This window comes from uncultured Acetobacteroides sp., from assembly GCF_963667355.2.
Classification (GTDB): domain Bacteria; phylum Bacteroidota; class Bacteroidia; order Bacteroidales; family ZOR0009; genus Acetobacteroides.
The window spans coordinates 2330035-2353419 of record NZ_OY763328.2 but is presented as its reverse complement, the minus strand read 5'-3'; the positions used below and the strand labels follow the sequence as shown (position 1 = coordinate 2353419).

The following is a 23385-nucleotide window of genomic DNA, read 5'->3' as shown; positions in this document are numbered from 1 at the left end:
CTGGTATAGAAACGGTATTCGTTAATAGGAAGATTACGCAGCTCAGCTGATACCTCTGTCTTAGTCGAATCTATACTACAGGCTATAGCCTGCAATGGTAGAGCTGACAGCTGCAAGAGCCTTCGCCTAACAAGAATTTTTTTATACCTTTCGAGGGTTGATCTATAGTATGTTCGTAGGCTGAAACAGTAGAGAAGTAATATTTCAACAACCTTCGTTTGGGTTTATGGATTACTGATTGTAAGTTAGCGGTAAACTTTGTATGGTGAAGATAAATGCTATAAAGAATGCGCTTATACACCCAAAAAGGAAGGATATGTGCAACTTTGTTGAGCATATATACTAGTTACTTTCCATTAAAGAAAAATACTACGCAATTGATTAGTGGGTTATGATAAAGAAAATTTTAATCTTAATAATAGTCGTCATTCTTTTTGATAAAAATGCTTATTCTCACGAAGATGAGAATGCATTAATGTTCTTTATCAATAGTCCGATTGGAGTGCAGCAAGGATTTGGATCTAAAAACCCTAATAATAGTTTATCATTTGATACTAATATCACTCTTGTAATCTTTAATTTAGGGTATAATTATCAGGATTATTCTGGTCATAATGGATATATCGGTTTAGGTATAGGTTCTGCGATTCAAGTGCAATATGGATATGGATTTACTCAAAAAAAGAATTTATTAAGGATAAGGACTGATCTTCCATTATATTCTTTTACAGAGAATAAACAGTCACCACTTAGTTTTTGTAGTCTTGGTTTATATTGTGAAAAAACATTTGACAATCAAGACAAAGGATTAACAGTTGGTGTATCAGTAGGATTCAATATTTCAACATTGTTATTCTTAGAATCAAACTCAAATAATAGAAAAGGAAAATAGCCAGCAAATAACGCGTGATCATAATACATGCATATTTCAGTTCGGTTAAGGCTCAGCTAAGCGTAGCGTCCTCGCTACGCTTCGTTTAACAAGGCTTCCAGCCTGCATACCTCAACTCGGCTGATACTTCTGTCTTAGTCGAATCTATACTACAGGCAATAGCCTGCAATGATAGGGCTGATAACGGCAAGAGCCTTCGCCTAACAAGAATTTTTTTATACCTTTCGAGGGTTAACCTATAGTATATCCATTATCTGAAGAATTAGAGAAGCAGAATTTCGTGGAGCTCCGTTCGGAGGGTATTGTAATGCTTATGGTCGAAAGTAATCTTTGTATGGTGCAGATAAGCTCTAGAAAGCTGCCCTTACAAATAAGTTACCTGCAAGCACAAACTAAAATTAATATAAGACAAGCTGCTATGACAAAAATAAATTTAGTCCTGGTTATCTTACTGCTTACTACAGCATTCGCATTTGCTCAGAATTGCGATTGCAAAACCAACTACGAATGGGTAAAGAAAACCATCGAAGAAAATGATGCAGGATTTCAGTATGTTTTACAGGATAAAGGCCAGCAAGCGTACGCAGACCTCAATAAAAGAATTCTAGACAAAGTACAAAATGCGAAAACACTCGACGAATGTGCTCCCATTTTGTACGAATGGCTAAGATTCTTTCGCATAGGACACCTTAGCATACAGCCTATTAATCAGCAATCTCAACCACAACCACAACAAGCCGATACTCAAAAACCAAAAAAAGATTTCTCGAATTGGGAAACGTTCTCCATCAAAACAGAAGATTTCAAAAAATATCTAGACAAAAATAGAGTCTCCGACTACGAGGGTATTTGGGAAACAGAACCATATAAAATTGGAATCAAAAAAGAAGGTGATCGCTATATTGGTTTTATTATAGAATCGGGTGCCGATACTTGGACGAAGGGTCAGGTAAAATTAAAGTTTAGCATTGCAGAAGATAAAATGAATTCTGTTTTCTACATGCGCGATCATTCACCAGAGGAATCTGACAGGGGAACAATTATAGGAAAAAATTATCTGCAAATAGGTAGCTTTAGCCTTTCAAGAATTTACCCTAATATAGTAGACGAGCCTAAATATACCCAGTATCTAAAATCGTTAGGAGCAAAGCTGCCATACCTAGAGCAGCTAAACGAAACAACGCTATACCTAAGAATACCATCATTTAACAATAAGTACAAAAAGGATATTGATAGCGTTCTAAGCGTAAATAAGGGAAAAATACTTTCAACAAAAAATCTAATAGTCGACCTCAGAAATAATGGTGGCGGTAGCGATGGCTCCTATAGCGAAATCATACCATATTTGTATACAAATTCTATAAGAGCTATAGGTGTAGAATATCTATCTACAAAGCTGAATAATAAGAGAATGTTAGACTTTATCAATAACCCAGAATATGGAGCTAGCGATAAAGATAAAGAGTGGGCCAAAGAATCGTATGATAAGCTAGAAAGCAAATTGGGCCAATTTGTAAGCTTAAATGATAGGGTTGTTTCCGTAGAAAAGAAGGATACAATTTACCCATTCCCTCAAAATGTAGGCATTATCATTAATAGAGGCTGCGGAAGTACAACGGAGCAGTTTCTATTAGAAGCCAAGCAAAGTAAAAAGGTTAAGCTATTTGGTGTAACTACATATGGTGCGCTAGACATGTCTAATATGTACTTTGTCGATTCGCCTTGTAAAGAGTTTCAATTGGGATATGCTCTTTCTAGAAGTATGCGAATTCCAGACTTTACAATTGATGGAAAAGGCATACAGCCAGACTACTACTTAGACCGAAGTATACCACAATACGATTGGATAAACAGCGTAAACATGATACTAAACGAGAAATAGAGAAGTAATCAGGTAAAACACGGTTTATAAATTTGCCGATACAGTAGGTTATTCAAAGGTTGTTGCCAGCCCTTGCTCGCTATAGTATAAATCAACGGGCAAGGCTCGGCAAAGCTTGTAATTCCGTCGAACATTGTCAGAATCACGGATTCGACGGATTAAAGAATTACACGGATAGCCATTATGGCGCTGAGATTACCGTTAGCTACGTGGAAATACCAGGTATATCGCTTTTTAGAAGAACATCAATCATAATGGAGGTAAACGTAAAGAAATCAGCAAGTCGTATCACAAAGTGTATCCTCCTTTGGAGGGGGAAGGGGGAGGAAAATAGGCGTTAAAAGTAAAAACTTGATGCCAATGGTTGCTATATACTTCTAGAAATCCACCCCCTGACCCCCGCCAGCGGGGGATATCCTTCGAAATAGAGTAGTGCAAATATTAAAGGCGAACTCCCTACGTGGAATACCATCCGTGAAATCGGCGAAATCCAATAAATCCGTGATTCGGAGGATAAGGAAGGTGCGCATTGCCTATTGTAGCAGAAATCTACGCATGAGGCAGCATCGAAAGGATGCTTTGAGAATAGTAAAGGTATAATGCAAAACAGATAGCAAACTAAAAAACAAACAATGAGAGTAGTACCCTTCCTAAAAGTAGCCTCTCTACGCTTGCTTTAGCAAAGTTTTCATCCTGTAATTAATGCAGCAGAAGCAGCAAGAAAGTAAAAGTGCAGGCAAGTCCTACGATTAGCAGTAGAGTTTTAGCAATATGGCGGGATTTTTGTTGGTAATCCCGCTCAACCGCATACAAGCGACCGTTAATAGCACGTATAAGTTGGTTTAAAACATAAGACTCAAGATGACAAAAGCACCAGAGATAGTAGCTAAAACGTTAGATAGCCAACCGATTAATATTTCCGAAAAGTATTATGGTAACAACCTGCTCATTCTATTCTACAATAACGATTGCTTGGGCTGCACCGGTCGAGCCCTACCTTTAGCGTATAAGGCCATGCAGGAATTTAAGGGAATAGAGGTAATAGGCATACATAGCAGCTTCGGCAGAGCTATTACCAAAGAAGAAATCGTTGAAATATTTACCTCAAAGGAGCTCCCCTTCCCCATATATCTCGATGAAGAGCATAAAGCTTACGATTTGTACCAGTGCGAAGGAACACCTCATTGGATAATCATTAATAAGGTTGGAGAAATGTACCGATCATTCTTTGGATCTCAGGAAAATACCCAAACAAGGCTATGGTATTCTTTGAGCGAATTAACGCAAGCCGATTAGTAGCAGCTATGCAGCGATAAGCGGATTGCATAGCTAAGCGTATCGTCCTCGCTACCCTTGGTTTAGCAAGGCTTCCAGCCTTGTAATTAATGCGGCCAGAGTCTGCAACAAGCAAAAGCGTAGGCAGAACCTACGCTTAGCATCGGCAACAGCTGTAATTCCCTTGCTCGCTGTAGCAAAAGATATGGGCAAGGCTCTGCGAAGCTTGTAATTCCGCAGAACATTGTCAGAATCACGGATTCGACGGATTAAGGAATTACACGGATAACAATTAGGACACTGAGATTGCCGTTATCTACGTAGAATGCCATCCGTGCAATCGGCGAAATCCAATTATTCCGTGATTCGGAGGATAAGGGAGGTGCGCATTGCCGATTGTAGCAGCATTCAGCGCATGAGGCAGCATCGAAAGGATGCTTTGAGAATAGTAAAGGTATAATGTAACACAGATAACAACCTAAAACGCAAAAAATGAGAGTAAAACCCTTCCTAAAGGTAGCCTGTATTGCAGCAGTAGCCATACTAGCGGCAGCTACAGGCGTTAAGGCACAGCAGCAGGTAAAGCAAAAGTTTGTTCCGATGTACATTGTTAATGGCGAAGAGGTAAGCGAGGCCAAAGTCAATGAGCTGGCTAAGAACAACCGAATAAAGTTGATGCGAAGAGGCCTCTCGGATGACGAAAAGGCCGCCCTCATAAAGAAGTACGGTTCGCGGGTAGACGAAGCTATGGTCGCCATCATCTCGGTATATACCGATGAGGAAATGGCAGCGAAGAAAGAGGTCACCAAGGTGGAGGCCGAAGCTGATAGGAAGGCACATTTCGCCCAACAGGAGAAGAAAAATGCCGAAACGACGCTAGTCCACCCGGGCGATATGGCCCCCGACTTTACCGTAGAGATGCTTGATGGGCGCAAGGTAAAGCTGTCGGACCTAAAGGGCAAGGTGGTGCTCCTAAACTTCTGGGCAACCTGGTGCGGCCCCTGCATGATGGAGTTCAACGAGATGCCAGATAAGATTGTAAAGCGATTCGAGAATAAGGACTTTGTGCTAGTTGCCATTTCGTGGGGCGAAAAGCACGATGCTGTGGCGAGTAGGATGAGCAAGCTAAAGGCTAGGGGGATAGACTTCCCTGTAGGAATCGACCCTGACAAGAAAATATTCAGCCTGTATGCCACAGAATCGATTCCCCGCAACTTTATTATCGACCGCAACGGCAAAGTTGCCTACGTAACCATTGGCTACGATAGCAAGAAGCTCGATGATATTGCCAACACCATCGAGCAGCTGCTAAAGCAGTAGGTAGCTTCGGTAGGTTGCCCTTCGGAGATAGAGGCAACAAGAAGCAACATCGGAAGCAGAGCCTCAGCCACAGCTAAGCGTAGCGTCCTCGCTACGCTTGGTTTAACAAGGCTTCCAGCCTGCATACTAATGCAGCCAGAGTCCACAAGAAATAAAGCGTGGGCAGCTGCAACGCTTAGCAACGGGAAACCTCTTTGCCAAGCAAAGCCTACAACAGGTACAGGAGAATAAATGCACCAAAAAGATAAAGGGTAGCATGAGCTATAATATATCAATCACCAGAAATGATGTCCCTGCAGACGATAAGCAGGCATGGGAGTACGTAGAAGCCTTGTACAACGCCGACAGCGGCGAACCTTCGGCCGATTTTGTCGAGCTTATTAAAAAGCTTACGGAGAAGTTTCCCTGCATTTGCGACCTGCCCGACGACGAAGTGGACGATGGAGTTTGGAGCGATGGCCCGCTGGTAAACAATGCGGGTGATAGGATTACGGTACTCGGCGTTGTTTTCTCGCAGGTCGAAAACGTAATACCATTTGTTATCGAAACATCAAACCGACTAGGATTTGTTGTTTTTGATTATCAAACCGAAACAATATCAAGGCCAAGCGGAAGCGTAAACCATAGCAGCAAACCCTCCTCGAAGGGATTTTGGCAACGATTGTTTAGCTGATAAAGGATAGGCAAAAGCCTAAGTTCGGCTGATGCTCCTGCCTCAGTCGAATCTATACTGCAGGCTATAGCCTGCAATGATAGAGCTGACGAAGGCAGGAGCCTTCGCCAAACCAGAGAACCAACAATTAGCCTCTGCCATAACCTAGCCAGAGGCCAATACCTCAACCTAACAGGACAACAGTATAAGTAACAAACCATAACCTAAGTACCTATCATGCAAGAGACACGCGAAGTAGAGGTAGTACTCTACCAAACCGAGTACAACTGGGTTGATCCAGCGCCCGTAACCTCGAACGAGAAAAATGAGGCAACCATAACCAGCAACTACGACTACGAAGAGCTGCCCGATGGCACCAAGCGCATCTACCTAGATATTGGCTTAATTACGCACGCCTTAGCAATGGACTATCGTACAGGATTCGAGCTCGATGGCGAAGGTCTTCCGTGGAACATCATCTTTGCCCACAACATTATCCAACCATTGGTGGAGGTTGCTATCAAAAAAAGCCTCCAAGCCTACACCGACTGCTGCGAGGAGCACGGCATAGCGCACCCGCAGAGTATCGAGCTAAACGAAGAGTACGCCGAAGGCTTTACCAGCACCATCGTCGACCAGTACGTAACCCGCCGCCGCTTTAACGACGAAAAAAACGAGCGCGCCATTAACACCTCCGGCTTGGAAATCGAAATGGGAACCGACACCGAACTCCTTTTCGAGTGTACGTTTACCATTATGGACGACATACTCTATACCAACCACGCCTTCGACCATGCGCACAACATCGACGTCTTCACCGACCACGTGCACATCCAGCGCTACAACACCATAAAGCACTGCTGCCGGCAACCCGACGAAGATGTCATAGAGCTAAGCCTGTTCAGCACCGTCATGTTTCTCGATAGCCTTGCCTGCGCCCTACAGATGCTCGTTGGCGACAAGTCCGACCTGCTCGAAGCTACTCTCGAAGGCAAAGGAATCGGTAAGGAGGAGATCAAAAGCTACATAAGAATGGGAACCGAGCTCTTTGCCCAGTTCAACGATATGCTCGAAAGATCGCAAGCCCGCGTTTCCAACATCGAAAACCAACCCGACTGGTATCGGCTAATGCGGTAACAGCATATATTCGTACTACGCCTGGTTTATCGAGGCATACAGCCTGCTGCTGATGCAACCATACCTGAGCGCAGCAATGTAGCTCCGCTTAGGTGTGGCAGTTATGGGTTTTGTATTGAAAATTTTAGCCATAAAGATAAGCTCCTGCTATGGCGCGACGTTGCTTCGCTCCACTTCCTCTGGCTCCCTACTATTCATCGACCTCCTCTACCGCTACTCCACCACCTGCAAGAAGCTATTCAATATCGGATTGGGATTATTGCTGCTCCACACCATCTTTAGGGTGGTGCGCTGGGGGATTTTTGTAAGCTCCACAAACTTAACCCCCATATCGTAGCCCAGTTTTAGCGATGTTGGCACAATGGAGACGCCAAAACCGTTTTCCACCAGCCTAAAAATGGAGCTAGCATTAACCGTATAGTGCGAAACGATGGGGGTAAACCCGCTGGTGTCGAATATCTGCATCACGTTTACGTAGTACGACTCGCTAAACGACGAGTCGAAGAGGATAAACGACTCGTCCTTCAGCTGCGAGAGGTTCCTAAAGCTCGCCTCGGTTATCGCATGATCCTTTGGCAGCACCAGCGAAAAGGTATCCTCGAATACCGACCGCGTGCTTAGCCCCCTTGGCACGCGCTCCATGCGCACAAACCCGATGTCGATCTCCTGCTTCAGCAGCGCCTGCACCTGCTCCTCGTTGCCCATCTCGTTTAGGCTAAAGATGATGTTCGGATGCTCCGTTCTGAACCTAAGAAGCAGCTCGGGAATCACCTTTTGCATGGCCGAACCGATGTATCCCAGCTTCAGGTTGCCGGCAATGCCGTCGTTCAGCAGCTTGGCGTGGTCAACAATGTCGTCCAACCGCTTAAAGGTCTTGGTTAGCTCCTCCTGAAGGTACACCCCCGCCTGCGTAAGTTCCACCTTTCGGTTATGCCTCACAAATAGGGTGATACCAAGGTCATCTTCCAGCTGCTTTATCTGTCGGCTTAGTCCGGGTTGCGAGATGTAAAGCCGTTCGGCAGCCTTTCTAAAGTGCAGATCCTTTGCCAGCGCAAGGAAATACTTCAGGTGCCGGAACTCTATTTGATTACTTGCGGTTATCATACGTTGACAGAAGTAGTCTTATTCTGCATCAAAAATAGGAATAACTTTGTAATAGTATAAAAGCCTAACAAACTATGTTTAAATACGGAATCGACCACCTAACCGTCGAAAAAACCATCGAGATTGCCCAAGGCAAGCTCAAGGCAGGGCTATCACCCGAAGCCATTAAGAAAGTAAACGACTGCAGGGCACATGTTGATGCAATTGCCAGCTCCGATAAGGCCGTTTACGGCATTAACACCGGCTTTGGTCCCCTTTGCGATACGCAAATCACCCCCGCAGAGACCAGCAAGCTTCAGGAGAACCTGCTAATCACCCATGCCGTTGGCGTAGGCAACCCTATCGACAGGGAACTGTCAAAGATCATGATGATATGTAAGGTTCACGCGCTATGCCAGGGATTTTCGGGCATCCGCCTAGAGGTTGTAGAGCGTATCATCTACTTTATCGAGAACGATCTTCTTCCTGTTGTGCTAGAGCAGGGTTCGGTAGGCGCATCCGGCGACCTTGTACCACTATCGCACCTATTCCTAACGCTTCTGGGTGAAGGTGAATTCTGGCAAGGCGATAATCACGTCCCTGCCAAGAAGGTTTTGGCGAAGCATAACCTACAACCCATCACGCTAGCAGCAAAGGAAGGGCTGGCGCTAATCAACGGAACACAGTTTATCCTCTCTCACGCCATTAAGGGGTTGCATAAGATGGCCTACCTGCTCGACCTAGCCGATGTTGCCGGTGCAATGAGCCTCGAAGGATTCCAAGGAAGCGCCGCTCCGTTTAAGGAAGCGCTGCATATCATCCGTCCATTTAAGGGAAACCTTGTTGTTGCCGAGCGAATGCGCATGCTGCTAAAGGATTCTCAGAATGTGTCGTCGCACGTTAGCTGCGAACGCGTTCAGGACCCCTACTCGCTGCGCTGCATTCCACAGGTACACGGTGCAGCACGTAATGCATGGTATCACCTAAACGATATGGCCGAGATAGAGATGAATTCGGTAACCGACAACCCAATTGTACTGAGCGATACCGAAGCAATTTCGGGTGGAAACTTCCACGGACAGCCAATGGCCAATGTTCAGGACTACTGCGCTAATGCCGCATCGATACTTGGAGGTATTTCGGACCGAAGAAGCTACCTGCTACTCGAAGGTAAGTACGGTTTACCCCGCCTACTTACAACTGGTGGCGGATTAAACTCTGGCTACATGATTCCACAGTACACTACCGCCGCACTGGTTACCGAAAACAAGACGCTATGCTTCCCCGCATCGGCTGATAGCATCCCAACATCGCTCGGTCAAGAAGACTACGTTTCGATGGGAAGCATATCGGGACGTAAGTTCAACCAAATACTGGGTAATCTGGAGAAGATATTCGCCATCGAGCTGATGTACGCCGCACAAGCCATGGAATTCCGACCCCCAAATAGGTTTTCACCAATCATAGAGGAGAACTTTAGGATTATCCGTAGCAAGGTTGCCAAACTCGAGGACGATCGCCTGCTTAAGGATGATGTTACCGCCATGGTTGAGCTGGTAAAGGCAAGAGCATTTGTTGTAAAGTAGTAAAACAAGATAGAAAATGACATTTCAAGAACAGATACTGCAGGGAATTCCAGCGAAACTACCTGCAAAAAGGGAGTTACCTAAAGATGTGAACAGAGCTCCAAAGCGAAAGGACATCTTATCGGTAGAAGAAAAGCAGCTTGCCATCCGCAACGCCCTTCGCTACTTCCCAAAGGAGTGGCACAAGGAGCTGGCAGCTGAGTTTGCTCAAGAATTGAAGGATTACGGACGTATATATATGTATCGTCTTAAACCTGAGTACAAAATGTACGCTCGTCCGATTGAGGAGTATCCTGCCAAATGCCAGCAGGCAGCGGCAATCATGATGATGATACAGAATAACCTCGATCCTGCCGTTGCGCAGCACCCCGAGGAGCTGATTACCTACGGCGGCAACGGTGCGGTGTTCCAAAACTGGGCGCAATACCTGCTTACCATGCAGTACTTAGCCACCATGACCGATGAGCAAAGCTTAAACATGTACTCAGGTCACCCAATGGGGTTGTTTCCATCGTCGAAGGAGGCTCCAAGAGTAGTTGTAACCAATGGTATGGTTATTCCTAACTACTCTTCGCCCGATCATTGGGAAAAATTCAACGCTCTTGGCGTTTCGCAGTACGGACAGATGACTGCAGGATCGTATATGTACATCGGACCACAGGGAATTGTTCATGGAACTACCATTACCGTGATGAATGCCTTCCGTAAGATGCTGAAGAAGGGAGAATCGTCGAAGGGAAAGATATTCCTAACCGCAGGATTGGGCGGTATGAGCGGCGCTCAGCCAAAAGCTGGGGATATTGCGGGATGTGTCACCGTGTGCGCCGAGGTTAATCCAAAGGCTGCAACCAAACGCTACGAGCAGGGTTGGGTTGATGTGCTAGTAGACTCTATGGATGGACTTGTTGCTCGTGTTAAACAGGCACAGACAAACGAAGAGGTTGTATCCATTGCATACATCGGCAACGTGGTGGATGTTTGGGAGCGCTTTGATGAGGAAAACATCTTCATTCACATCGGTTCCGATCAAACATCGCTGCATATTCCATGGACAGGCGGCTACTATCCCGCAGGAATATCGTATGAGGAGTCGAATCGAATGATTCGCGAGGAGCCAGAGCAGTTTAAGGTAAAAGTTCAGGAGTCTTTGCGTCGCCATGCGGCTGCAATTAACCGACACACGGCAAAAGGAACCTACTTCTTCGACTACGGCAACGCATTCCTACTCGAAGCATCGCGTGCAGGTGCCGATATCATGGCGCCCAATGGCATCGACTTCAGATATCCATCGTACGTACAGGATATTGTAGGACCTATGTGCTTCGACTACGGCTTTGGTCCCTTCCGTTGGGTATGCGCATCGGGCAAACCAGAGGATCTCGATCAAACCGACGAGATTGCAATGCAAGTTCTTCAAGAAATTATGGAGAATTCGCCAGAAGAGATCCAGCTTCAGATGCAGGACAACATCACCTGGATTAAGAATGCCAAGAAGAATAAGCTTGTGGTAGGATCTCAGGCACGTATTCTTTACGCCGATGCCGAAGGGCGCTCGAAAATTGCAGAAGCATTCAACAAAGCAATCGGCGAAGGCAAGATTGGGCCAGTTGTTCTAGGTAGAGACCATCACGACGTGAGCGGAACCGACTCTCCTTTCCGCGAAACATCGAATATCTACGATGGTAGCAAGTTTACCGCCGATATGGCTATCCAAAATGTGATTGGCGATAGCTTTAGAGGCGCAACTTGGGTATCAATCCACAACGGAGGCGGTGTTGGTTGGGGCGAAGTTATCAACGGAGGCTTTGGAATGCTACTTGATGGAACACAAGAAGCTGATGCGCGCCTAAAAAGAATGCTTCTTTACGATGTAAACAACGGTATTGCCCGCCGTAGCTGGGCTCGAAACGATGGAGCCCTCTTCGCCATTAAGCGCGAGATGGAGCGTACGCCTAACCTAAAGATTACGCTTCCAAATATGGTTGAAGATGATCTTTTAAAGGGGCTTTTCTAAAATCGAAGAAGTAAAAACGAAAGAGATTTTTCCATAACGGGCACAAGGATATTCTCCTTGTGCCCTTACTTTTTATATTTTACAGACAAACAGGAGCAACACCCTCTACTATTTAGTTCTGCTTCGCTTCATAGCCCATTTTCTACATGTATTTTTCTTACATTAGTGCGCTAAATTCGCTAACCTAAGACAATATTTATGGAATTACATCATCATTCGAACCTAGGGCATGGCTTTAAAGGTTGGAAACCTTTTTTGTGGGAGTTTCTAATGCTATTTCTTGCCGTATTTGCAGCATCGCTTGCCGAATATCAGCTGGAGCATAAGATAGAAAGAGACAGGGAAAAGCAGTACATTAAATCGTTAGTAGTAGATTTGGCTGCAGATACAACTAATCTCAACAAAGCAATTAATGATATAAAAGAACAGAATTCAAGACTCGATACAGTTCTTGCACGATTTGATCAATTGTCAGTTTGCTTTAATGATACGCTAATTAGGAATATCTCGCTTAATTATGTAGACTTTATTTATACCGATCGCACCATGCAGCAGCTGAAAAATTCGGGAGCGATGCGCCTTATTAGAGATCAATCGGTTGCTGATAGCATCTTGGATTACGATTCGGCAATGAAGCACCTGATGAATTCGGGTCAACCCATTATCCAATACATGGTATTGCACGAACTCATGCCAATATACTACAAGTTAATAGATATGAAGGGGCTTACCTACAGCTTCAGGCATAAAAAAATAGCACAACTCCGAAAAGAGAATAAAACTTTTCTTATTAGTAATGACAAATCGAAGCTGGTAGAGCTTAGCAACTATCTCTTAAGCTATAGGTCTGCATGTTCGACGCTAAAGGATGATGAGATAAGGATAAAAAAGCAGGCAACAAAACTTATTAAGCAGCTAAAAGAGGAGTATAAATTGGAATAGCTTACTTTTTCCCTTCATAAGCCTGCGATTCTCGCTGTAAATTACTGAATTGGCAGCTGTTCTGCCATCCATCACAGCACTCCTTCCAATATTAAAAATGCTACGATAAGATAAGAATTGGCAAAAGTGCTATAAATTGCGACAATCAACTCGTATAGCAGATGAACTTTGTAGGACATATCTACCTTTCGGGTGAAAACGAGAGGATTGCTATTGGCAACTTTATTGGCGACTACGTAAAGGGGAAGGGATACGAGCGCTATCCTGATGATATCCGAAAGGGAATCCTGATGCATCGCGATATTGACGCTACAGTGGATGCGCATCCCGCCTTTTTGGCGACAAGGGGGCTGTTTAAGGAGAGCTACGGCCGCTATGCGGGAGTTGTTGTGGACATGGCCTTCGATCATATCCTTACAAAGAACTGGAATGACTGGCATACCATACCGCTAAAGAGGTTTACCCGCAGCTTTTACGGGTTGCTGATAAGAAATTATCGGGTTCTGCCCTCGCAGGTGAAGGATTTTCTCCCATTTATGGTACAAAGCAATAGACTTTACTCCTACTCCTCTCTTGATGGGATAGAGAAGGCGCTTGGAATAATGGCAAAATACACGTCGCTGCCCGGAAAACAGGCTGAAGCTGTATCCATCATACGAAATAACGAAGCAGATATTACCCAACACTTCAACGAGCTGCTGGGAGATCTATCGATTTACATAAATAAAAAGTACGAGCTGCCTGTAAATAGCAAAGCTGCAATTCAAATAGCAAGAAACTGCTCTACCGATACGGCAAAAGAGTAGCTCTGAGGACTACTCCTAGGTATTCCGCTTTTAAAGTTTAACCATACGACTCAAGAAACCCTTTGTTAGAAATCAGAAAAGCGAGATCTCTGGTGCTATTCCTATTGCGCAGAGATATTTACTTATACTTTTTATTTTGAAGTTCATGTTGCTATGCATTTCTTATGATGCCAACGCTGAGTTTAGTCAATTCACTATCCGATTATTGCGATATAAGGCTCTGATTTTACTAGTATTTGGGCTAGTTTCTCCAATATTCTGATACCTTTTACCTGTTTTTTTCCTGTTTCACGAGATATCCAGCGCATTCTCAAGAATCTTAAGGCTAGTTTTAGGATGAATTGCCGTGTTTATCTTAATCCTAAGGTAATTCACGCTTGTTGTAAGCTCATTTTCATCATTCTTAGGGCGTGTTTTTGAAAGTATTGAAGATGTTTTTCTTAATCCTAAGGGAGTTCACGCTGGTTGTAAGCGTGTTTTCATCATTCTTTGAGGTGGTTTTTGAAAAAGTTGGGGAGCTTTTTGGAATTCTAGGGTAGCTCTCGCCTATAAAAAGCTCATTTACGTCCATTCTTAGAGTCAATTTTACCGTTACGCAGCGCAATTCTATCGTGCTCCGAGCAAGTTTCTGCTAGAAACAAGACGAAATGATCGCAGATTTGGCGATGCATCCTCCTTTTTTGAGGATTCTATAGCATGCGTACGGATATATACAAGGCTTCTTTTACACATTTCGGTATTATTCGTCACTAACTTGTTGTAGAAAATTAAAAAAACTTCATAAAATAACTTGAAATCGCTTTTCACCCAATCGTAACTTGATACCTGAACAAAAAAACAAATCGATTATGAGAGTTTTGGTAGAACCACTTAGAAAGAGCATTGAGTCGAAATGCAACATCGTGATTAACTCGCCTGAGGCAAAGGATCACGCCGATACAAAAACGCTTGCAGAGGATATTCTTAAGGAAATAAACAGCAGAACTGCAACCAACATGAAGATTACGCTGGTGAAAAAGGATATTGAGGAGAAGCAGCGGACGGGCAAATCGCATTTGAGGATGCTTGCCATGATGGCCGTTGAGGGTAGCCACATGCTGGAGTCGATAAAGCCGGATGCCGAAGCCGATCCAAAGAATTTAAAGATAAAAACGAAGCTGGATAAGCTGGGCGACGCCAAGCTTTTGGAGGAGTGCGAGATTATTAACGCCGAACTGCTGAGGCAGAAGGCAAAGCTACTGGAGTACGGCTACAAGGAGGAGCAGATTGGCAAGCTTTCGAATGGTCTTGCCCAGATGACGAACATTAAGAAGGAGCTGACGGCAACCAACCTCTCCTACTCCGAGATTCGAAGCCAAAAAGAGAGCATGGACAAGGGGATTATGGAAAGGTTGGATAAGCTAAACCAAAAGATTGAGATAAATAAGGTGCTTATGCCGAACCTTTTTCGCGACTACTTTGCCGTTAAGCTGGTTACCGCCAAGAAGCAGCAATCGGGCATTAGCGGAACGGTGCTGTTTGACAAGCAACCGCTAGCCAACGCCTCGATAAAGCTGTACACGACCTCGGTAGCAAAGGCTCGAAAGAAAGCTTCGTCAAAGCCGCAAAAGGCTAGCGCGGAGCCACAGGAGAAGCTGGTGTACGATAAGCTGAGCAACAGCAACGGAGAGATAAATATTCGCGACCTAAAACCGGGAACCTACCGGCTAGTTGTCTCGAAAAATGGCTACAAGATCCAGGTATTTACCATTTACGTTAACCCTAAGGAGTTTTCGCTGGTAAAGGTTGAAATGGAGAAGCTGTAGAAGCGGGTAACGCTGAATGACTATATGAGAAATTGAGCGGTCTGAATAATAGCTTATGCTGAGGTGGGGGCGCAGGCGGAATCGGGAACGATGAGGCTTGCGCCCTTTGCTTTGTGAATGCTTTATCCTAAATTAATCCTATAAAATGAAAAGGGCTGTCGCCAATTTAGGTGGGACAGCCCTTTTTTCAAGTATGTTGTGCTAAAAATTATGCGTTGATAAGCGCAGCGTACTGCTCGGCAGTAAGCAACTCGTCAAGTTCGGCAGGATTAGCAACCTTAACCTTAATCATCCAACCTGCTCCGTATGGATCTTTGTTGATGCTATCGGGTTGGTCGGCCAAAATGCTGTTTACCTCAACAACTTCGCCAGCAACAGGCATAAAGGCATCAGAAACGGTCTTAACGGCTTCGATTGTGCCGAATACTTCTTCCTTTTCGAGCATTTCGCCTTCGGTTTCAATTTCAACGAAAACGATATCGCCAAGCTGGCTTTGAGCAAAATCGGTAACGCCAATGGTAGCAACATCACCGTCAACAAGTATCCACTCGTGATCCTTGGTGTACTTAAGGTTTGATGGAATATTCATGGTTCTAGTCTTTTATTGTTAGCATTTAGATCAGATTTGCTTAAAAAAGCACTCCAAAGTTAAACAATTTTCTTACTTCGCCGCTACTGACCGATATTATATCTTACGCTAAATCCAAAAGATGTATTAGCGGTAGGATAGGTGTTCGATATCAGCGGCTTATTCACCACCCTGTCGTAGAAAGCGCGGATGTTCACCCGCTCGTTGAACATGTAGTCGGAGCTAATCTTGAGGGCAACGGTATTTCGCCCATCCGAGGCTTGGGTAAAGCCCTCCACAATCTTGCGGATTAGCGACTGGTTGTTGGTAAACGACAATCCGCAATCGAGCTTCAGGTACGATGGGATCACCTTTTGCGACTCGTCGTCGATCCAACGAATTGGGTTGTCGATGCGGTAGCCTACGGTAAAGTTCCATTCGCTGTTGCGAATCTCGGTAATCTGGTTGTTGGTGAGGCTTAAGGCAACCACCCTGCTCCTGTTTATGCGCGCCTGGGTCTGTAGGTTGTTAACCCATCCTACGTTTACGCCAACTAAGGGCTGGAAATACTCCGAGATGCTTACGTTTACGATCTCGTGACGTGGGATAAAGTCGTTCTGGGCATTACGAACGTAGCTGAACCCATCGGTAAGCGGATCGAACTGGGGGTTGGAGTTGTATCCACCTATTGTATAAACGGCTCGGTACGAGTGCTCGATGTCGGCATTGGTGATATACGGCTTAAGCACTTCCATTTTACCAAAGCCTTGGTAGCGAATGGTCCAGTTAGGGTACGGAATGCGGATGAATGGCTTAACTCCAACGCTTGATGGCGAGAAGTTGGTGTACGCCGATAGGAAAGCGGGCAGCATTACCTCCTGCGAGAGCGAGCTGTAGCCATCGCTGTAGCCCTGCTTGGGCGTTCCATCGTATCCGTTGGCCGATCCTTTGGCACGATCGGAGCCTAAGCGTTGCGAAATGATGGCTCTATTGCTGATAAACCTGTCGAACGCGGCAGAATGATAGCCGTTACCCGATGTGGGGTTCTCGAATGCCGATCGAATGCCCACAACCGAGATGCTAAACGACCCGTTAAATACGGTTGCCCCACCGCCGGCGGTTCCATACTGGCTGGTGTTCTTCTGGTAGGAGCGATTTGCCGTAAGATCGACAATAAGATCCTTTATGGGCTCGAAGTTTAGGCGTGCCGAGAAGTTTTCCATGTGGTTCATCACAAAAGGTTGCAGGTAGTTGTTGTCGCTAACCAGCCAACCCTTAGCGCGGGCGACATCCATCATGTCGGGATCTTGCTGACCCATGATAAATGCTAATCCTGGGGCTAATCCGGTAGAGGTATGCAGCGTTCCAAACCAGCTGGAGTTGTTTTTGTATCCTGGAAGAATGGTTCCCTCGTTCTGGGTGTAGCTGGCGCTAATGTTTCGAACGCCCATGAGCATGCGAACGGCCCCTTTTGCCAGGTAAGCGAGCGGATTTTGATACTCCACCTTGCCGGTGATGTGTACAACAGCGCCTTTTACGGTTTCGGCAACCTGAATTGTTATCTTTTTCTTGGGTAGTACCTGCGTTACCGCCTCTACTGGCTTTCCTTTGGCATCGTACACGGCAACCTTGATGTCTACGCCCTCCATATCGTAGGATATGGTCTTCTTTCGCCCCTTAAAGAGGGTCATCTTATCGGTTTTGACGGTTTTGCTAACAAGAACGACCTTCTTGTTGGGATTATCGAACTCCTGGTTAATTGCCCGTAGGAACGGCACCTTATTGTAGAGCGAAACCATGTTAAGAGTTCCCATCAAAGATGCCTGATTCATGTTCTTGATGGTATTCCCAACGGAATAGGCCGTTTCGGCGGGCAGCATTGGACCTGCATCCCAATCGTAGCTGCCATCGTACGATGCCGAAGCCGATACCCAGTTAAACATCGGGATCTTATTGATAGGAATATTGTAGGTAATCTTAAAGCTGTGATCGTAGTGAACGTTTCGACCACCCATTGCAATATTCTTCCATACCGAATCTTTCCAAACTTGGTAGCTTGCCCTGTCGCGGCTCTTGTCTACCATTCCTTCTGGCTCGTCAATGCGGGCAAGATTGTTAGCTGACAAGGTAAACTTTAGGCTTTTTGTAAGATCCCACTGCAAAGCGTAAACCCGGTTCCAGTAAAAGTCCTTAGCAAAGGTGGAAGGTATCTGAATATCGGAATTTCCAGAAAGATTCCGGACCTTAATCTCGTTATAGTTACGGGTAATCTCCGAAACAAAGCTTAGCTGCGAGGGCTTATAGCCTATGTTGAAGTCTTTCAGCAGCCGTAGGTAAGGCGATTGCAGGGTTCTATTGCGGAAGCTGCTCAACGGCTCGAAATACTTTGGCGTTTGGTTGTACGCGTAGCTAAAAATGCCCTTGTAGTTCTTCTGCAGCTGACGCTCCATCTGAGGACTGCGCGAGTAGGTTTCGTTATAGGCATACGTCAGCGAGAAGTTGGAGGGCGAAATGATGGACGGCTTAGCCGAAGGTGGCGCAACCGTAACATTGGTAAAGTTAATCGACTTCCGCGCGGTAAAATCTTGGACAAGCGTAAGCACCGAGTCCTTGGCATGCTGCGATGGCAGATACTTTAGCGCAGTTTTCAACAGCAAATCCTGATCTGTGGGGCTATACTTGGCGTTAGCAATAGATTCGGAGTAACCTAAATGCATAGGAATTTTGACGCCAGCCTTCTCGGAGAAGAACTTGCCCAGCTCAAAGTCTCCTGCAAGGTCGTAGGTGTAGACATCAGCCTGATTACGGTTGTTGATTTTGCTCTCCAGCGAACCAAAACCAGGGGTCATGGTGCTACCGGCCAACGAAACCACACCAAAATCAGCCATCTTGGCAATCATGTGGGCATTTGCAGCCCAGCCACCCTCCTCGTTGAAGCTGTTAAGGCGCATTTCGTTCACCCAAACAATGCCCGACTTGGGCTGCCCATCGTCGGCAGCGTTGTTTTGCTTCGATGGATTGCGAATACCAATCATAATGGTGCGCACATTGCTTAAGCTGGGATTACCCAGCATTCGAACGATGTTAATACCATCATTCATTGTGAAGAGCTGCGTAGGAGAAGCACTAGATCCTAACGCGCGCATGGCATCGTACCGCTTCAGCTTAATATCTTGGAAAACATCTAGCGCAATATTTAAAGCATTATCGCTTGGCCATACGATAGCGCGATCGCTTTCCCTATCGCTGGAGTACTTTCCGTAAGGCGTAAGCTTAAGCGGGATCTCGTACTCGTAGTAGTTGTTCTTATAGTCGGTTCCTAGGCGGATAAAGATGCTGAGATCGCCGTCCTTAAGCGGTTGTCCTGAAATTGCCTCGGCATGTACATCAAGCTTAAGTCGCTTATACTGGCGAAAATCGTAGCCGGTGGTCTTATAGGCAGCCCGCGCGTCGCCATCCTGAAGGTCAAACACCTTTAGCTGCATTGCCTGCTCGTTTTCGCGAATGATCTGAGGGTTGCTAGGATCAATTACGCGATCGATTCCAGGAGGAAGGATGTAGTTAATGGGGGTTCTACTCGAGTTTTCCTCAACGCTTACCGTAGAAATGTCCAAACTTCCGTTAGTCATCTGCGAAGCGTTGCCGGTTTGCCCTTCGAGCAGCGAGAAATTATACTTGCGCCATTCCCCTTTTACGAGTTCCAAACGAGCGAAACGAAGAATAGTGGTATCCTCGAAGCCATGAAGCAGCATACGGATAAAACGTATCGACTTAAAGTCCTGAATATTTCCAATGGTTTTCTCGTAATCGGAAATTGGAACCTTAAACTGATACCAGGTTACCTTACTTTTGCCCATCGGCGTATCAACCTCGACATCGCGTCTGTCGCTCACAAAGTTTTTTCCTACCTCTAGTCCCGTTGGAGATAACGGCACGCGGTACTGGAAGTAAGATTCTGCATCGCTAAGGGTATTATCGTGGTTAATATCCTCGCCATCGGGGATAGAAGTTGACGATGTGCTGTACGACTCACCTGCCTGATCGGATGCCGGCGAGTTTCCTTCCTGGTTGTTGAAGTTCTTGTACCTGTCGAGGATAGAAGCCTTTTGATCGTCGTAATCTCGACCTCTAAAGTAGTGGTAGTTGTCGCTCGAAGGGTCGTTAAACGCATTTTGGTAGACCTTCGATCCGGCACCAAATAGCATTTCGAGATTCTTGAGGTAGGCATTAAAGAAGCTTTGCTCATCGTCGTTGCCCAAACCGTCTAAACCGACATCCTGATACCTACGTGATGCTGCGTTGTTGTCGAACGCATTTACCAGCGACTGAATAAGGGGAACCCTTCCCCATACAGTTGTATCGACTTTGGATACCGTGGCGCTGGTAGGAAGCCCATTCTCGAACGATTTACGTCCATCGCGAAGAATATCCTCCGAAATGTTTCCAAGGTTGAAGATCAGCTCTCCACCCTTCCTATTCTGGTTGTAAACGAATGGATCCATCATCCAAAACTCGATGTAATCGACATTCGCCATTTCGAAATCGCTAACCGGAATGGAGCGCATGACGCCGCCCCAGCGCGTTTCGGGAGCAGCAAGCGATCCATCGCTAAGCATACCTTTAGATACGGCACTTGCCGAGGTTTCGTAGTTGTACGGCCCCTTCTCCTTCGGATAGTAGGCAAGGTTTAGCACTGAAATGGTATTGGGTACGCCTTGTACTTCGTCCTTTTCAGGGAAAAGTTCACGTTCGCGGATCTCGCGCACCCAGTGGCTCGACTGCTGAACCTTATCGCGAGAAATATAGGCAGGAGTATACGAGGTATTTCGAAGGAAAAGAGGATCGATGCTGTACCAAGCCAGCTTTGCCCTATTATAACCGTAGGAAAGATTGTTCGACAGGTTACCTTCGGGGAACATATCGGGCTGCCCTTGGGGCGTTGATGCTAGCGTCCACGCATTCCAGCTTCGCAAATCGATTGGAATCTTAGCACCTTCGAAATCGTCGATGTAGGAGTTGCCCGATTTGCCAATAGCCTTTGCATGCCCGGGAATAAAGTGGGCAAACTCCGCCTCGAAAAGGATACTCGAAGGAGCCTGCGTTTCAATAAACGGTATTTTTTGAACCAGCGAGGTAAGCCAAGGTGCTTTATTCTGATACGACAGGTTTACCCCCCAAATGGTATTCGAAATTGGCTCGTCGGAGAAGTTAACCTTTTGCGTTAATGGTCGCTCGGAAAGGTTTAGCACCGTTGCCCCAATATGAAAGTTATCTGAAATACGATAATCGAAGTGCGAACCGACCAGCGTTTTGGTTTGAATGTTGAAAAGAGCCTGGCTCTCGAGCGATACCTTGATAGGAACACCCGATTCGAGGTAAGCTTGGTTGATAATACGCACACGTCCCAGCGCATAGTCTACGGTGTAGTCGATATTCTCGGCCAGCTTAAGCCCTCCGGCAGTAACTACCACCGAACCTTGTGGGATATTCATGGCGTTGAGCGAGATTTCGGAGCCTGCCGAGGACTGGAAGGTTCCGAAAAGCTTAAACCTATTCTTATCGGCCACCTGCTTTGCTTTGGTTAGCGAAGAATCGTAAAGTTCCTGGTAAACGTAGCGATCGGCAATGGAGTTATCTCCAATCTTAGAGCGAAGGTAGCTGCCAAATGGCTGAAGTACGGGGAAGATGACCTTTCCTCCCTCGGAAAGGACGGTGACTCCATCAACAAAGTCGAAGATACCATCGGGGTAAGGGTCGCCCTGCGAGTTTAGCCTGTCGAGATTCAGTACGCTAAGCAGCGGCTTGTTCTTTATTGCCCCTTCGGGGATATAGTTTACCGTTCTACCCACCTTGCTGTCATCGTAAAGGATATCCATGTAGAAATTCTCCTTATTTACCTGATAGCTTCCGATGGAGTAGATGTTTTTCATCATCAAAGCCCAGTTGGGCAGCTTTGGCGTAAGGTTTGTTCCCTTTAGCAGCTTAACCACAAGAGCCCTGGGAGCCTCGATACCATCGGTGGATAGCTCTCCCACCTTGTATGTTTTGCCATTCAGGATGTACTCGTAGGCTACACCCAATATTTCGTCGTTGTTCAGGGCGCTGTTCAGCGATATGTAGCCAAGCTTGGGGTTGAACGTGTACTCGTTGGAGCTTAACCGGCGCGCATTCTCAAGCTTCTCGAAATCTTCGCCCTGACGAAGCCCCATACCCGAGAGAATGGTGGTAGTTTGGTCGATTTGACGGATACCCGAGAGGGTTCCGTTCATCATGGAGTAAAGATTGTTGGCCTCGTTGGCGGGATATAGAACGCTAGGGCTGCCGGTAAAGGTACTTTTACGGTAAATGTTGCGCTGCTGCGCCTCGCCAAGGTCGAGGAAGGCAACAATGTTGCGCGCATTATCGAATTGTGCGGTTTTATTGGTTACCCACACCTCCAGCTTTGTAATTGTGACGCCCGACTGAATAACCGGAAAGGTGGATAGCGCATTATCGTAGCTCTCCCTGAAGAAATGCCCCATCAGGAAGTGGCGATTGGCGTCGTAGCTGTCGGCAGAGAGCTCGAACTGCTGGTTTTGCGCGCCTCCCTTGAGTTCCACCGACTGGCTTTGGCCCCGCTGCCGGCTAAAGATGGAGGTCATGGTAAGATTCCCGAACTTAAGCTGGGTTTTAAAGCCAAATAGCGACTGGCTCCCGGTGATTAGCGTTCCGGGCAGAGGTAGGGAGACGTTACCGGCCTCGATCTTCTGGATAATCTCGTCCTCGGTGCCGGTATACTCTACCTTTACGTTGTTCTCGAAGTCGAATGTTGCCTCGGTGTTGTAGTTGATGTCCATCTTCAGCTTCTCGCCCACCATTCCGGTGACGTTCATCTGCAGCTTGGACTGAAAATCGAAGATCGTGGTTTTGCGGAACTGCTCTGCAATGACGGGATTGTCGGTCTTATTCGTCTTTATCCCGAGAATAAGTTCGACGGAGCCTCGCGGAATGACGCTAATGGTGTTGCTCCCGAAGATTCTGTCGAAGCTTTCGCCCCCAACGTTCATGGAGGGGATAAGCGAGCTGGCTAGCCCCCCATTTCCGGCGGCGGGCTCGGAGCGCTTATCGAGCAGCAGGCGCTGCATGGCGCTTTGGACGCGGTATCGCTGGTATTCTTCGCGGCTCATCACCTTGTAGGGGATGCCGCGCGCAATGCTCTGGTTCTTGTAGAAGATGTAACGGTCGCTTTTGAGGTCGTAGATCACGTAATCGCCGGTGGCCGGATCGACATTGAGCGGTTTGGTGGGCTCCACGGCTTTCTGTCCGGTGGTATCCTGGCTTTGGCTAAGGTCGGCAAAGCTAATGCACGGGTAGGTAACCCTTGCCGTAGCCGAAGTAACGCAGCAGATGCCCAGAAATAGGAGTAAGCGCTTAATCATTCCAA

The 23385-nt window shown here is 46.2% G+C and carries 15 protein-coding genes; 11 read left to right on the top strand and 4 right to left on the bottom strand.

Going from position 1 to position 23385, the window contains the following annotated elements:
• Window positions 1-391: 391 nt before the first annotated feature.
• The 6 genes from ACHZA1_RS09720 (at window position 392) to ACHZA1_RS09695 (ending at window position 7158) form a co-directional block, all read left to right on the top strand.
• On the top strand, window positions 392-892 hold the full coding sequence (locus tag ACHZA1_RS09720; RefSeq protein WP_320051681.1) for a hypothetical protein: 501 nt from the start codon (window positions 392-394) through the stop codon (window positions 890-892).
• A gap of 334 nt (window positions 893-1226) precedes the next feature.
• Window positions 1227-2774: a S41 family peptidase gene (locus ACHZA1_RS09715; protein WP_320051680.1), complete on the top strand. Its 1548-nt coding sequence runs from the start codon at window positions 1227-1229 to the stop codon at window positions 2772-2774.
• 861 nt (window positions 2775-3635) lie between these two features.
• Window positions 3636-4070, top strand: a complete 435-nt coding sequence (locus ACHZA1_RS09710; protein ID WP_320051679.1) for a redoxin domain-containing protein — start codon at window positions 3636-3638, stop codon at window positions 4068-4070.
• 471 nt (window positions 4071-4541) lie between these two features.
• Window positions 4542-5369, top strand: coding sequence for a TlpA disulfide reductase family protein (locus ACHZA1_RS09705; RefSeq protein ID WP_320051678.1), 828 nt, complete (start codon window positions 4542-4544; stop codon window positions 5367-5369).
• A 256-nt stretch (window positions 5370-5625) separates the two neighbouring features.
• Window positions 5626-6042: a hypothetical protein gene (locus tag ACHZA1_RS09700; protein WP_320051677.1), complete on the top strand. Its 417-nt coding sequence runs from the start codon at window positions 5626-5628 to the stop codon at window positions 6040-6042.
• A 216-nt stretch (window positions 6043-6258) separates the two neighbouring features.
• Window positions 6259-7158: a hypothetical protein gene (locus ACHZA1_RS09695; protein ID WP_320051676.1), complete on the top strand. Its 900-nt coding sequence runs from the start codon at window positions 6259-6261 to the stop codon at window positions 7156-7158.
• Window positions 7159-7371: 213 nt separating this feature from the next.
• Here ACHZA1_RS09695 and ACHZA1_RS09690 read toward each other — a convergent pair whose 3' ends face one another.
• Window positions 7372-8262, bottom strand: a complete 891-nt coding sequence (locus tag ACHZA1_RS09690; RefSeq protein ID WP_320051675.1) for a LysR family transcriptional regulator — start codon at window positions 8260-8262, stop codon at window positions 7372-7374.
• A gap of 74 nt (window positions 8263-8336) precedes the next feature.
• Between ACHZA1_RS09690 and hutH the strand changes: the two genes are divergently transcribed.
• The 4 genes from hutH (at window position 8337) to ACHZA1_RS09670 (ending at window position 13589) form a co-directional block, all read left to right on the top strand.
• The gene (hutH, locus tag ACHZA1_RS09685; RefSeq protein WP_320051674.1) at window positions 8337-9827 is read left to right on the top strand and encodes a histidine ammonia-lyase; all 1491 of its coding nucleotides are present in this window, start codon (window positions 8337-8339) and stop codon (window positions 9825-9827) included.
• A gap of 16 nt (window positions 9828-9843) precedes the next feature.
• Window positions 9844-11841 carry a urocanate hydratase gene (locus tag ACHZA1_RS09680; RefSeq protein WP_320051673.1) on the top strand — a complete coding sequence of 666 codons (1998 nt, stop codon included), beginning with the start codon at window positions 9844-9846 and terminating at the stop codon, window positions 11839-11841.
• A gap of 198 nt (window positions 11842-12039) precedes the next feature.
• On the top strand, window positions 12040-12783 hold the full coding sequence (locus ACHZA1_RS09675) for a hypothetical protein (protein WP_320051672.1): 744 nt from the start codon (window positions 12040-12042) through the stop codon (window positions 12781-12783).
• A 161-nt stretch (window positions 12784-12944) separates the two neighbouring features.
• Complete coding sequence (locus ACHZA1_RS09670) at window positions 12945-13589, top strand: ACP phosphodiesterase (protein WP_320051671.1); 645 nt, start codon at window positions 12945-12947, stop codon at window positions 13587-13589.
• A gap of 403 nt (window positions 13590-13992) precedes the next feature.
• Here the strand turns inward: ACHZA1_RS09670 and ACHZA1_RS09665 are convergent, their stop codons facing one another.
• Window positions 13993-14160 carry a hypothetical protein gene (locus ACHZA1_RS09665; RefSeq protein ID WP_320051670.1) on the bottom strand — a complete coding sequence of 56 codons (168 nt, stop codon included), beginning with the start codon at window positions 14158-14160 and terminating at the stop codon, window positions 13993-13995.
• Between the two features lie 277 nt (window positions 14161-14437).
• On the opposite strand from ACHZA1_RS09665, the gene ACHZA1_RS09660 reads away from it, so the two are divergent.
• On the top strand, window positions 14438-15394 hold the full coding sequence (locus ACHZA1_RS09660) for a carboxypeptidase-like regulatory domain-containing protein (protein ID WP_320051669.1): 957 nt from the start codon (window positions 14438-14440) through the stop codon (window positions 15392-15394).
• Window positions 15395-15602: 208 nt separating this feature from the next.
• Here the strand turns inward: ACHZA1_RS09660 and gcvH are convergent, their stop codons facing one another.
• Together gcvH and sprA are read right to left on the bottom strand one after the other, a co-directional pair.
• Window positions 15603-15983, bottom strand: coding sequence for a glycine cleavage system protein GcvH (gcvH, locus tag ACHZA1_RS09655; protein ID WP_320051668.1), 381 nt, complete (start codon window positions 15981-15983; stop codon window positions 15603-15605).
• An 83-nt stretch (window positions 15984-16066) separates the two neighbouring features.
• Window positions 16067-23380 (bottom strand): cell surface protein SprA, encoded by a 7314-nt coding sequence (gene sprA, locus ACHZA1_RS09650; RefSeq protein ID WP_320051667.1) that lies wholly within the window; start codon window positions 23378-23380, stop codon window positions 16067-16069.
• Window positions 23381-23385 lie beyond the last annotated feature (5 nt).